Raw genomic sequence first — 12,520 nt, 5'->3', positions numbered from 1 at the left:
CGTTCTCCTCCGTGGTTCGCTGGTGGCTCGATTGACGTGCGGTGGCGCGCCGGTCAGCTCCTCGCTCCCTCCGGGGCGGCCGGCTTCCTCGGGACGACCACCTGGACGGCCTGGGCGGTGCACACCGTCGTGCCCGATTCGGTGGTGAACACCGTGTCCACCCACACCCGGCGCCGGTCCGCCCGGACGACCGTCGCCTCGGTGCGCACGCGCCCGCCGGTCAGCGGGAGCAGGAAGCGCATGGACAGCTCGCGGGTCGCGAGCCACTGGTCGTCCTCCAGGACGGTGTACATGCACACCCCGGCGAAGCTGTCGGCCACGGCGGCCAGGTATCCGCCGAACACCCCGCCGGGACCGACCACGACCGGGTCGACCTCCCAGCTGCCCCACACCCGGCGGTCCTTCCAGCCCTCGATGCGCGGCAGGCGCAGGGCGTCCATCACGGCCGGAGGACTGGCCGTGCCGGCCACGATCCTGTCCAGGAGCTGGTGGTACCCGTGCATCAGACGTCCTTGCGGTCAGGGGCGGACGACCGCCCAGGTCAGTACGGACCGACCGGACCGGATCCGGCCGGTCTCCAGCAGGACTCCCGCGACGACAACGGCGGCCGCGGGTGCGGGCCGGTCCCCGCAGGCCTCCGGGGGCAGGTCGATCTGCTGGAAGCCGCTGATCGCGGCGCCCCGGGAGCAGACGGCCTTGTAGACCGATTCCTTCAGGGAGAACAGGGTGTTCAGCCGGGCGACGGGGTCGGGGCCGAGTTCCAGCCACGCCCGTTCCCGCTCCGTGCAGACGAGCCGGGCCGCCCGCAGCGGGAGCGCGTCCAGCAGTTCGAGGTCGACGCCGACCGCCCGGGCCCGCGCGTGCGGGGCGGCCAGGCAGACGCCCACGCCCGCACGGTGGCTGATCGACCCGGCGACCCCGTCCGGGAACAGCGGCAGCCGGCCCTCGGCCCGCACCGGCCCGGACACGCCCAGACCGTCCAGGCACCGGGCGGCGGCCGCGCGGCCGAGCCGGAAGTCCGCGTGCCGGGTGGCGGGCAGCCGCCGGAGCAGATCCTCCTCCGCCGGGTGCAGTGCCGGGGTCCGGTCCGCTCCGGCGTGGGCGAAGGCCAGCGCGGTCCCGGCGGGCGGACCGCCGTGGCGGGCGACGGCGGCTTCCAGGGCGGACACCGTCTCCGGCGCGCACGCCGCCGGGGACGGCTCCGTCAGCGCGGTGTCAGCCTCCACTGCCGGTGGTGGCGTCCGCCGGCCCGGCCGTCCGCAGCAGGTCGTCGATGGCGGCGATCGTGGTCACCGAGGTGATCTCCTCGTCGTCGAGGGCCCGCCGGATCTCCTCCTCCAGGTGCATCACCACCAGGACCATCTCCCCCGAGTTCAGCCCGGACTCGCGCAGGTCGTCACCGTCGGCGATGTCGTCGAGGATCGCCGGCGCCGCAATGCTCCGGGCGAGCAGCTCACGGGCGTTCATCATGCGTTCTCCTTCAGTGGGTTCACCAGGATCACGTTGCGGGCCGCCGCCGGCGTCCCGCCGTGGGTGTGGCGCACGGTCTCCCGGTCGGCGGGACAGTCGCACGGGACGAGCCGGTTGGGCACCGAGCCGAGGCAGAACTCGACGAACTCCTCGCCCGCGCCCTGGCGCAGTCCGAGGAGGGCGAAGACCGGGTCGATGATCTTCCACTCGCCGTCCTCGTGGACCTCCGCCCAGGAGTGGTCGCTCCCGAGCAGGCCCATCAGGTAGCCCTTGCGGGTGCGGGCCCGCAGGCCGGCCGCGGCGAAGACCTCCCGCAGGTGCAGGCTGACGCTGATGCAGTTCGCCGTGCCGTTCGCGCGGGCCGCCGCCGGGTCGTTGCGCATGGCCACCGGCATGTCCTGGTAGCGCATCCGCCCGCTGCGCATCTCCTCCAGCGACTCGTGGAACGCCTCGCGGACCAGGGGGTCGCGGACCCGCCGGACGCTGCCGGCCGTTCGCACCGTCGCCGCGAAGCCGGCCGCGGGCGGGCGGCCCTCGACGCTCGCGCCGCGGGCCTCCGGACCGGTGCCCTTCGCGATGCGTTCGTCCCGGGCCTCGCCGCCGAACTCGGCGCAGGCCAGGGGCGCGAACTCCCATGCGCCGCCGCAGTCGTCGGACTCGACGCAGGCCGCCAGGTTGCGCATCGCCCAGGTGCGCGGACCGACCCACTCGGCGGGCGGTGAGGCCGCGAAGCGGAACAGGTAGCGCTGCACCAGTTCCATGAAGGAGCCGCCGGAGCCGGAGGCGGCCGCCACGTTGCGGATGTCGCTGTCCTCGAAGCGCGCCCGGTCACCGTCGCCGCGGGAGCGCAGCCCCTCGCGCACCAGCAGGTCGAGGACCTCGCCGGGGCAGCGCATGACCGTCAGGGCGGCCTCGCGGTCCAGGTCGAACCGTGCGTAGGCCTCCGGTGTGGGTACGATCTGTCGCAGCGCGCTGACCCAGCCGGCGGCCTCCGGCGCCGCGGCGGTGAGCGGGCCGGTCGCCGGGGTCATCTGCCGGACTCCTGCGCGGCGGGCTCGGCGGACTGCACCTGCTCCGTCAACGCGCCGATCAGGTCGTCGACGGTCTCGATCGAGAACAGCGCGTCGTCGTCGAGGCTGACGCCGTGCACCTGTTCCAACGTGTTGACGATGCGCAGCAGCTTCACGGACTCCATGCCGGGCAGCAGGGACAGCTCGGCGTCCCCCGGCAGTGCGGTGGCGTCGAGGTCCAGCTCCGCGGTGAGGGCCGCGATGACGGAGGACACGATGCTGTCGGACGCGGTCTCCCTCATCCGGAGACTCCCTTCGGGGTGTGGGCCGGTGAAACGTTCATGCGGCACCGACCGGGTCCGCGGCGGAGCGGCCGTCGCCGAGTTCGGCCAGCAGCGACCGGAGCTTGCCGCGCTGCACCTTGCCGCTGCTGGTCTGCGGCAGGAACCTGGTCGGGGCGAGGTGGACCGTGACCGCGCTCAGGCCCATCCGGGACCGCAGCTGCCGGTGGCAGGCGGCGATCAGCGCGGCGCGCTCGTCCTCGGCGGTCAGGGCGGTCTCCACCACGAGCGCCATGTGGTCCTCCCCGGCGATGGCGGCGCACGCCTTGCGGGCCACCCCGGGGAGGTCGCGGACGACGGCCTCGGCGTCCTCCGCGTAGTAGTTGACGCCCCGGACGATGATCATGTCCTTCTTGCGGCCGAAGACGTACAACTCGCCGTCGGCGATCACGCCCATGTCCCCGGTCCGGTGCCAGCCGTCCGGCGAGCGCTCGTCCCCGGCCGGCCGGCGGTAGTAGCCGCTCATCACCGACGGCCCGGAGATCTCGATCTCGCCCGGGTGCCCCTCCGGGACCGGGGCCCCGTCGGCGCAGACGCGGATCGCGATGTCCGGGACGGGGGTGCCCACGCTCACCAGGGCACGGGCGTTCGGCGCGCCCTCCGTGCTGAGCGCGAAGCGCCCGTCGGCCAGGGCCTCGCGGTCGACCCAGCGCAGCCGGGGCTCCAGCCCGGCGGAGGAGAACGTCACCGTGAGCGTGGCCTCGGCCATGCCGTACACCGGGCACATGGTCTGCGGCCGGAAGCCCCAGCTCCCGAAGGTCTTCTGGAACTCCTCGATGGAGCGGGCGTTGACCTGCTCGGCGCCGTTGCACCAGACCCGCCACGCGGACAGGTCGGCCGGCTCCGGCGGCGACTCCTCCGCGCGCACCGCGCTGACCAGGGCGTCCACGAAGAAGTTGGGCGCCGCGGTGTGGGTGCAGCCCTCGGCGGCGAAGCGGCGGAGCCAGTCGAGCGGGCGCTTGACGCCGCCGCGGGGCCGCCAGAGCACCGCGTCGCAGCCGGTGCCCAGCGCCGTCAGCAGGCAGAAGATCCCCATGTCGTGGAAGAGCGGTACCCACAGGCCCCAGGTGTCGTCGCTGGTCGAGCCCGAGGCACTCGCCAGGGCGTGCACCGCGGTCACGATGTTGCCGTGGGTCACCGGCACGCCCTTGGGGCTGGCGGTGCTGCCGGAGGTGTACTGGATGTAGGCCAGCTGCTCCGGGTCGGCCGGCGCCGCGGGCACCAGGCCCGGGTCGCCGGCCGGCAGCGCGTCCGCCGACAGCACCGTGACGCCGGGGATCGCGCGTTCCAGCGCACCGCGCACCCGCTTCAGCTCCGGATCGACGACCAGGACGCCGGCCCCGGAGTCGGCGAGGATGCCGGCCACGTGCTGGACGTAGCCGTCCACGCCCCCGTACCCGAACGGCAGGGCGATCGACAGCGGCACCGCCCCGAGGTACTGGGCTCCGAAGAGCAGCCGCAGGAAGCCGCTGCCGTTGTGCATGACGAAGGCGACCCGGTCCCCCGGGGCGATGCCCAGGGAGGCCAGCCCGGCCGCGGTGACGCGGGACTGCGCGAGCAGGTCGGCGAGAGGGACCCTGCGGTCCTCCTCGACCAGGGTGAGGGTGGCCGTTCCACCCCGGCTTTCCAGCAGTTGGAGCAGCGTTGCGGTCATTGCCGTTGTCCCTTCCACCTGTCTGGGGGGCTCACTGCTATGTGGCGGCACCCGCCGGCCTGGGCAGGAACCTGACGCCGAGCGCCACCGCGGCCGCGGCCCCGGCGAGGACGAGCACGCTCACCCCGTAGGCCATGCGGTAGCCGTGGTGGTCCGCGTCGGCGAGCGCCTCCCTCGCCTCGGGACCGGGTGCGGCCAGGGCCTCCCGGCAGGCCGCGGACTCGGCAGCCGCGGCGGGGTCGCCCTCGCCCTGGGCGATCACGCACTCCCGCAGGCTCGCGGCGACGCTCGCACTGGTGGTCGCGGGCAGGTGGTCCGCGGAGTTCCGGGCGGAGGAGCCCAGGGTTCCGAAGAACACCACCCCGATCAGGGCGACGCCCAGGACCGCGCCGACCTGCTGACCGGTGCTCAGCGTCCCGGAGGCGGACCCGGCGTCCGAACTGCGGATCGAACCGAGGACCAGTCCGAGCAGCGGGGCGAGCGCGAGGCCGAGGCCGAAGCCCGCGACGACGAACGAGGGGATGAAGTACCAGCCCTTGAGTCCGTTGCCGGCCAGCAGCGTCGTCAGGCCGACGGCGAGCACACCGAGGGACCACACCAGGGCGCCCACGGTGACGGAGACCCGGCCGCTCTTGCGGCGTGCGAACGGGGTCGAGGAATAGTAGCCGACGAGGGACCCGACCGCGAAGGGGGCCATCACCGCAGCCACCGTCAACGCGCTGTACCCGTAGGCGAACTGGAGCAACAGCGACTGGTAGAGGAAGAAGGAGGTGATGGCCGAGTAGGCGAGCATGTACATCAGCAGACCGACGGTGAACGCCCGGTCCCGCCACAGCGACGGGGGGATCAGCGCCGACTGCGTCCTACGGTGGACCTTGGCGCAGCGCAGCGCGAACAGCGCGAACAGCGGGACGGAGACGACCATCAGCGCGAAGCTCCACCACGGCCAGCCGCGCTCGTGGCCCTCGATCAGCGGGAAGCACAGGCAGGCGAGGGCCGTGACGATGGTGAGCACCGCCGGCAGGTCGAGCTTGCGGGCCTGTTCCGAACGGGACTCGGGCAGGTAGAGCAGCGCGGCGACGAGCGCGACGATGCCGATCGGGAGGTTCACCAGGAAGGCCGGCCGCCAGCTGCTGCCGAACAGGTCGAGCTGGATGAGCACGCCGGAGAGCATCGGGCCCACGATGGTGGCGGCGCTGACGACCATGCCCAGCGCGGCGAACGCCTTGGGGCGGCGCTCCGGCGGCACCACGACCTGGATGACGGTGAGGGTCTGAGGGTACATCAGGGCGGCGGTGAGCCCCTGCAGCGCCCGGGAGGCGATCAGCATGCCCGGGCTCTGCGCGAGTCCGCAGGCGGCCGAGGTCAGGATGAACCCCGCCAGGCCGATCACGAACAGCCGCTTGCGCCCGTAGAGGTCGCCCAGCCTGCCGCCGGTGATCAGCAGGACCGCGTAGGTGAGCTGGTAGATGGCGACGACCCACTGCACCTCGGAGAAGCTGGCGTTCAGCTCGCTCTGGAGGACCGGGGCCGCGACGTTGACCACGGAGGAGTCGGCGAGCACGAGGAAGGCCGCAACCAGGACGATGGCGACGGAGAGGCCCGGCGGTCGCGACCGGGCCACCCCCGTCTGTGCCGGCGCGAGCATGCTGTCGGTCAAGACTCCCCCTCGGTGGTCTTTCTCTGTGCTTCACGGTCTGAACAGGCGTGCCGGTCCGCTGCGCCGTGACGCCCGGCACCCGCGTCACGGCACCCCGAGACCCCCCCTTCCGCACCGTGCGGAGAGAGGGAACGCCGGGGGAGAAAAGGTGGCGGCCGACGACTCAGAGGGCCTGGAGCCACTCCCGGGTGACGCCCAGGACCTTGGGGGCACCACTGTCGAGGCTCTCGATCAAGTGCGCGATCGTCCGTGCGGCCAGGGCCTTCCGCATGGCCATCTCGGCCTTGGACATCTCGATCTGAACGATGCACGGGAGCCGGCCACTGGTCATGCCCAGCTGGGCGCCGACGCCGTTGTCGCGGATCCCGGTGCACTGGAACAGGTCGGCCGGCCCTTCGACGGCCACCACGATGTCCATCAGGGAGATCTCACCCGCGGCACGGGCGAGCGAGAAGCCACCCTGCACTCCTGGAGTAGAGCGCAGGATACCGGCCCGCACCAGCGACTGGAGCTGCTTGGCGAGGTAGGCCTTCGGCAGGCCGTGGAACTCGGCCAACGCACCGGCCTGGACGGGGGCTCCGGCGGGGGCGCACGCCAGCGTGATGCAGGCATGAACCATCCACTCGACGCCCGCTCCCATCTTCATGACATCGAGGATAGCGGATGTCTTGGTTCAGACAAGCCGCGTTCCGCAGGCCCGGAACCGGCACCCGTGCACCCTTCGCCCGCCTTGCCGGATTCGTTCCCTACATGTACATGTCGGGACATTCCGGCTCGAATATCCATAACGGCAAATTCATGCGCGACGCACCTCTTCCATTTGTTCGTTGACGCGGCGAAATCCAGCCCGTACTGTCACTCGGAGCCCTGCCGTGCAGGGTCTCCTGATGCATGAGATGCATGAGATGCATGATCGGATGAATCGGGCGTCGGCCGGTGCCGCTGGAGTGGCACCGCCCGGGCGCCGGGATTTCCGATTTCCGGTCGGCAGCGAGCACATTCCGGCATTCCGCAGGAGAATTGACGGGGGTTGCACTTTTCATGTCCAGCGATCACACCGGATCCGGTCCCCGCGCCTACACGCCGTTGACGGAGCAGGACCGCCGGGCCCGGGCCGCGGAGAGCGGCGGGGAGCCGGTGCTCGACTTCAGCATCGGCCGGGTCAACGAGAACAGCACGCCCTACATCGACTACCACAGCGTCGACACGCTCCTGAGCCTCCAGCACCCCCGGACCGGCGAACCCGCCGAGCTGACCTTCTACATCGTCGGCCAGGTCCAGGAGTTGCTGTTCAAGCTGATGTTCACCGAGGTCAACCGCGTCCGGGACCTGCTGTTCGAGGACGACCTCCCCGAGGCGATGCGCTTCCTGCGCCGGGTGGCGTCGGTCGAGCGCACGCTCACCGCCTGCTGGGAGCCGGTCAGCACGCTGACGCCGGCCGAGTTCCTCGGGTTCCGCGACTCGCTGGGCGCCGCCTCCGGGTTCCAGTCGTACATGTACCGGCAGCTGGAGTTCTCCCTCGGGAACAAGGACCCGCGGATGGCCGAGGCGTACCACGCCGTGCCGTGGCTGCACGAGCGGATGACGGAGGTCCTGCGGGCGCCCAGCCTCTACGACGCGGTCCTCTCCGTCCTGCACCGCCGCGGTCTGGTGCCCCGGAAGTGCCTGAACGAGCGCTACGCCGAACCGTACGCGCCGGACGTCCTGGTGGAGGACGCCTGGGCGGCGGTCTACGGCTCACCGCGGCAGCACCACGAACTCTATGTGTTCGCCGAGGCCCTGGCCGATCTGAATTACCACTACTCCCGCTGGCGAACGACACATCTGCTGGCCGTCGAACGCATCATGGGCTACAAACCCGGAACCGGCGGAACACTCGGCGTGGAATGGCTCCGCCGGGTCGCCGAACACCGTTTCTTCCCCGAATTGTGGAGCGTCCGCACCCGACTCTGAACGGAAGAGGCGCGACTTTCATGAATGTCTACGGAAAGTACGACCAGGAAGCCCTGGACATCCAGTACTCCCCCAGTTCGAAGGTCGACGACATCAAGCCCTTCCTCACCGAGTACGCCGTGCGCAGCCGGCGGACCCGGGAGGAGCTCGCGGTGCGCCGCGGGATCCCGTACGGCCCCGAGGCCTGCGAGACGCTGGACTTCTTCCCCGCCGACGGCCCCGGCGCCCCGCTCCTGGTCTTCGTCCACGGCGGGTACTGGCAGGAGCTGAGCAAGGACGACTCGGCCTTCCCAGCGCCGGGGGCGGTGGCGGCCGGTGCCGCGTTCGCGGCGCTCGGCTACGGGCTCGCCCCGCAGTACTCCCTGGAGCAGATCGTCGGCCAGGCCCGCCGCGGCCTCGCCTGGCTGGTGCAGCACGCGGACGAACTGGGCGTGGACCGCCGGCGCATCCACCTCGCCGGGCACTGCGCCGGAGCCCACCTGGTGCTGTCCGCACTCCTGGACGACTGGCGGCCCGACGGGCGGCATCCGGCCGACGTCTTCGCCGGGGCCGTCCTGGTCAGCGGGGTCTACGACCTCGAACCGCTCCGGCTCACCTATGTGAACAAGCCGCTGGGGCTGACGGAGGTGACGGCCCGTCGGCTGAGCCCGCTGCACCACCTGCCCGACCGGCTCCCGCCGCTCGTGGTGGCCCGCGGCGGCGCCGAGACGGACGAGTTCTGCCGGCAGCACGGCGACGCGGTCGAGGCGCTCGGTCGGCGCTCGCCCGGGATCCGCGACCTCGTCGTCCACCACCGCAACCACTTCGACATCACCTTCGACCTGACCGATCCGGCCACCGCGCTGGGGGCGTCGGTACTCCGGCCGCTGCGGGCGGGCGCACCGGACTCCGGACCCGCCGGACCCGCCGGGCCCGCTCGGACCACGACCTGACCTTTAGGGGGCTTTCTCCTCATGACCAGCGACAACCGGATTCAGAGCGTCGTCGTGCTCGGCGGTGGCACGGCCGGCTGGATGTCCGCCGCCTACCTGGGCCGGGCTCTCGGGCAGACCGTCAAGATCACGGTGCTGGAGGCCCCCGAGGTCCCCAGGATCGGCGTCGGCGAGGCCACCATCGCCAACCTGCAGAAGGTCTTCTTCGACTTCCTCGGCCTGCGTGAGGAGGACTGGATGCCGGAATGCAACGCGAGCTTCAAGATGGGCATCCGGTTCGTCAACTGGCGCACCCCAGGCGTCGGCGAGGCCGAGGGCCGCCCGCACGCCGGCGGCAAGGACCACTTCGACCACCTCTTCGGGCTGCTGCCGGAGCACGACAACCTGCCGCTGTCCCACTACTGGACCCGCAAGCGGCTCAACGGCGAGACGGACGAGCCGTTCGACCGGGCGTGCTACGTGCAGCCGGAGATCTTCGACCGCAAGCTCTCGCCGCGCCGCCTGGACGGCACCAAGGTGGCCAGCTACGCCTGGCACTTCGACGCCAACCTGGTCGCGAAGTTCCTGCGCCGCTTCGCCACCGAGAAGCAGGGCGCCGTCCACATCGAGGACACCTACGTCAGCGCCGCGCTCGACCAGCGCGGCCACATCACCTCGATCACCACCGCGTCCGGCCGCACCCTGGAGGCCGATCTCTTCGTCGACTGCTCGGGCTTCCGCAGCCTGCTCATCAACCAGGTCATGCGCGAGCCCTTCCTGGACATGGGCGACCACCTGCTCAACGACCGCGCGGTGGCCACCCAGGTGCCGCACGACGACGAGCGCCACGGCGTCGAGCCCTTCACCTCGGCCATCGCGATGTCCTCCGGCTGGTCCTGGAAGATCCCCATGCTCGGCCGCTTCGGCACCGGCTACGTCTACTCCAGCCGGTTCGCCACCCAGGACGAGGCCACCGAGGAGTTCTGCCGGATGTGGGGCCTCGACCCGGAGACCCAGCCGCTCAACCACATCAGGTTCCGGGTCGGGCGCAACCGGCGTGCCTGGGTGAAGAACTGCGTCGGCATCGGCCTCTCCTCCTGCTTCCTGGAGCCGCTGGAGTCCACCGGCATCTACTTCGTCTACGCGGCGCTCTACCAGCTGGTCAAGAACTTCCCCGACAGGAGCTTCGACCCCGTTCTCGTCAACCGGTTCAACCGCGAGATCGAGACGATGTTCGACGACACCCGGGACTTCATCCAGGGGCACTTCAGCTTCGCCCCGCGCAATGACACGCCGTTCTGGCGCGCCTGCAAGGACCTCGAACTCGCCGAGGGCTTCCGGGAGAAGGTCGCCCTCTACAAGTCCGGTCTCGGGGTGAACCTCCCGGTGACCGACGAGAGCAACTACTACGGCAACTTCGAGGCCGAGTTCCGCAACTTCTGGAGCAACGCGAACTACTACTGCGTCTTCGCCGGTCTCGACTACCTGCCGGACCGCCCGATGCCCGCGCTGGCCCACCGGCCGGACGCCATCGCCGCCGCCGAGGCGAAGTTCGCCGACGTCCGCCGGCAGCGCGACGAACTGGTCGCCACGCTGCCGACGACCCACGAGTTCCTGCGCCAACTGCACGGCAAATGACCGTCCGCGGCGGCCCGGAGCCACCCGGGCCGCCGCCCCGCTCCGACCTCCCGGGGGTCCGCATGACATTCCGCCGCCGGCCGGCGCCGGCCGCCGAGCCGAGGGCCGACGGAGGCGTCCGGCCGTGAACGCCACCTCTGCGGCCGAGCCCGAGCCGGTGTCCCCGGAGGCCTTCCGCGGGCTCATGGCGGAGTTCCCGACCGGAGTGGCCGTCGTCACGACCCGCGACGCGGACGGCAGGCCGTGGGGCATGACCTGCTCGTCGCTCTGCAGCGTCAGCACCTCACCGCCGACCCTGCTGCTCTGCCTGCGCTCCGAGAGCCCGACGCTGGCCGCCCTGCTGGAGAGCGGCGCCTTCGCCGTCAACCTCCTGCACGGCGGGGCGCGGCAGGTCGGCGAACTCTTCAGCTCCGGGGACGCGGACCGCTTCGACCGGCTGCCCTGGGCCGTCGGCGAGGGCGGCCCCCACCTGTCCCGCCACACCCATGCCATCGCGGACTGCCGGGTCGACCGGACCGTGGACGGCGGAACCCACCTGGTCGTCTTCGGGCGGGTGTTCGGCGTCACCACCACGGACGGGCACCTGCCGCTGCTCTACGGCCGCCGCCAGTACGGCAGTTGGACCGGAGCGCAGGCGGCCGCGACCCCCTCGCCGGATCGGAGAGCTCTCGGATGACCAGCCGCAGCCACGCCCTGGAGCTCGACCGGGCGGACCCGCTCGGCGGCGCGCGCAAACGCTTCGACCTGCCGCCGGGCGTCGTCTACCTGGACGGCAACTCGCTCGGCGCCGCGCCCGTGGGAGTGGCCGACGCCCTCACCGCGATCCACCGGCAGTGGCGCGACCACCTGATCAAGGGGTGGACCGACGACGGCTGGCTGGCCGCGCCGATGCGGGTCGGCGACCGGATCGGCCGGCTGATCGGCGCCGCGCCCGGCCAGACGGTCACCGGCGACTCCACCTCCGTCCAGTGGTTCAACGCGCTGACCACGGCGGCCCGGCTCCGGCCGGACCGCCGGATCGTGCTCGCCGACACCGATGCCTTCCCCACCGACCGCTACCTCACCGACTCGGTCGCCCGGCTCCTCGGCCTGGAGGTCCGCGCCGTCCCGGCGGGACGCTTCGGCGCCGCGCTGGCCGAGCTCGGCGGGCGGGTCGCCGTGGTCGCCGCGAGCCCGGTCGACTTCCGCACCGGCGAACGCCTGGACATCGCGGAGGTCACCGCCGCCGCCCACGCGGCCGGCGCGGTGACCGTCTGGGACCTGTGCCACGCGGCCGGCGCGCTCGACATCTCGGTGGACACCGCCGGGGTGGACCTCGCCGTCGGCTGCTCCTACAAGTTCCTCTCCGGGGGCCCGGGCGCCCCGGCGTACGTCTACGTGGCCGAACGCCACCGCGCGGCCACCGACCAGCCGCTGACCGGCTGGCTCAGCCATGCCGCGCCCTTCGACATGGCGGCCCGCTACCGCCCGGCCGCCGGCATGTCACGGTTCCGGATCGGTGCGCCGCACATGCTGTCCCTGACGGCGCTCGACGCGGCGCTCGACGCCTTCGACGGCATCTCCATGGCGGACGTCCAGGCGAAGAACACCGCACTGGGCGCGTTCTTCATCGCCTGCGCCGACGCGCACCTGGCCGGCCGGGGCTTCGACCTGGTCACCCCGCGCGAGGGGCACCGGCGCGGCAGCCAGGTCACCCTGAGCCACCCCCGGGCGGCCGCGCTCATGGACGGCCTCGCCGCCCACGGCGTCATCGGCGACGTCCGTCCCCCGGCGCTGCTGCGGTTCGGCTTCAACAGCCTCTACGTCTCCTACACGGACATCCACCGGGCGGTCATGGCGCTGCGCCTCCTGACGGAGCCCGCCGACGCCTGACGCGGACGGCC

Annotated in this window: 13 protein-coding genes; 5 read left to right on the top strand and 8 right to left on the bottom strand. The window is 72.0% G+C overall.

Annotation, left to right across the window (positions count from 1 at the left end; translation table 11 throughout):
• Window positions 1-53 precede the first annotated feature (53 nt).
• From ACF1AK_RS09180 to ACF1AK_RS09145, 8 genes are all read right to left on the bottom strand, one after another.
• On the bottom strand, window positions 54-503 hold the full coding sequence (locus ACF1AK_RS09180; RefSeq protein ID WP_391498122.1) for a PaaI family thioesterase: 450 nt from the start codon (window positions 501-503) through the stop codon (window positions 54-56).
• Between the two features lie 15 nt (window positions 504-518).
• Window positions 519-1,226: a 4'-phosphopantetheinyl transferase gene (locus tag ACF1AK_RS09175; protein WP_391498121.1), complete on the bottom strand. Its 708-nt coding sequence runs from the start codon at window positions 1,224-1,226 to the stop codon at window positions 519-521.
• On the bottom strand, window positions 1,216-1,470 hold the full coding sequence (locus tag ACF1AK_RS09170) for a phosphopantetheine-binding protein (protein ID WP_391498120.1): 255 nt from the start codon (window positions 1,468-1,470) through the stop codon (window positions 1,216-1,218). The genes ACF1AK_RS09175 and ACF1AK_RS09170 overlap by 11 nt, the downstream gene beginning before the upstream one ends.
• Window positions 1,467-2,501: a hypothetical protein gene (locus ACF1AK_RS09165; RefSeq protein WP_391498119.1), complete on the bottom strand. Its 1,035-nt coding sequence runs from the start codon at window positions 2,499-2,501 to the stop codon at window positions 1,467-1,469. Before ACF1AK_RS09165 ends, ACF1AK_RS09170 begins: the two co-directional genes overlap by 4 nt.
• Complete coding sequence (locus ACF1AK_RS09160; protein ID WP_391498118.1) at window positions 2,498-2,782, bottom strand: acyl carrier protein; 285 nt, start codon at window positions 2,780-2,782, stop codon at window positions 2,498-2,500. The genes ACF1AK_RS09165 and ACF1AK_RS09160 overlap by 4 nt, the downstream gene beginning before the upstream one ends.
• A 37-nt stretch (window positions 2,783-2,819) precedes the next feature.
• Window positions 2,820-4,475 (bottom strand): AMP-binding protein, encoded by a 1,656-nt coding sequence (locus tag ACF1AK_RS09155; RefSeq protein WP_391498117.1) that lies wholly within the window; start codon window positions 4,473-4,475, stop codon window positions 2,820-2,822.
• A 37-nt stretch (window positions 4,476-4,512) separates the two neighbouring features.
• Complete coding sequence (locus tag ACF1AK_RS09150; protein WP_391498116.1) at window positions 4,513-6,135, bottom strand: MFS transporter; 1,623 nt, start codon at window positions 6,133-6,135, stop codon at window positions 4,513-4,515.
• A 163-nt stretch (window positions 6,136-6,298) separates the two neighbouring features.
• Window positions 6,299-6,781, bottom strand: a complete 483-nt coding sequence (locus ACF1AK_RS09145) for an RrF2 family transcriptional regulator (protein ID WP_387675919.1) — start codon at window positions 6,779-6,781, stop codon at window positions 6,299-6,301.
• A gap of 395 nt (window positions 6,782-7,176) precedes the next feature.
• On the opposite strand from ACF1AK_RS09145, the gene ACF1AK_RS09140 reads away from it, so the two are divergent.
• The 5 genes from ACF1AK_RS09140 to ACF1AK_RS09120 all read left to right on the top strand — a co-directional run bounded on the left by ACF1AK_RS09140 (window position 7,177) and on the right by ACF1AK_RS09120 (window position 12,509).
• Entirely contained in the window at window positions 7,177-8,088 is a 912-nt protein-coding gene (locus ACF1AK_RS09140; protein WP_391498115.1) for a tryptophan 2,3-dioxygenase, read from the top strand.
• A 20-nt stretch (window positions 8,089-8,108) separates the two neighbouring features.
• Window positions 8,109-9,020: an alpha/beta hydrolase gene (locus ACF1AK_RS09135; RefSeq protein WP_391498114.1), complete on the top strand. Its 912-nt coding sequence runs from the start codon at window positions 8,109-8,111 to the stop codon at window positions 9,018-9,020.
• Window positions 9,021-9,041: 21 nt separating this feature from the next.
• Complete coding sequence (locus tag ACF1AK_RS09130) at window positions 9,042-10,637, top strand: tryptophan halogenase family protein (RefSeq protein WP_391498113.1); 1,596 nt, start codon at window positions 9,042-9,044, stop codon at window positions 10,635-10,637.
• A gap of 124 nt (window positions 10,638-10,761) precedes the next feature.
• Entirely contained in the window at window positions 10,762-11,313 is a 552-nt protein-coding gene (locus ACF1AK_RS09125) for a flavin reductase family protein (RefSeq protein ID WP_391498112.1), read from the top strand.
• Entirely contained in the window at window positions 11,310-12,509 is a 1,200-nt protein-coding gene (locus tag ACF1AK_RS09120) for a kynureninase (protein ID WP_391498111.1), read from the top strand. Before ACF1AK_RS09125 ends, ACF1AK_RS09120 begins: the two co-directional genes overlap by 4 nt.
• Window positions 12,510-12,520 lie beyond the last annotated feature (11 nt).

Source organism: Kitasatospora sp. NPDC015120 (assembly GCF_043080305.1).
Lineage (GTDB): Bacteria > Actinomycetota > Actinomycetes > Streptomycetales > Streptomycetaceae > Kitasatospora.
The sequence above is the reverse complement of the archived record's forward strand: the minus strand, read 5'-3'. Positions and strand labels throughout refer to the sequence as shown.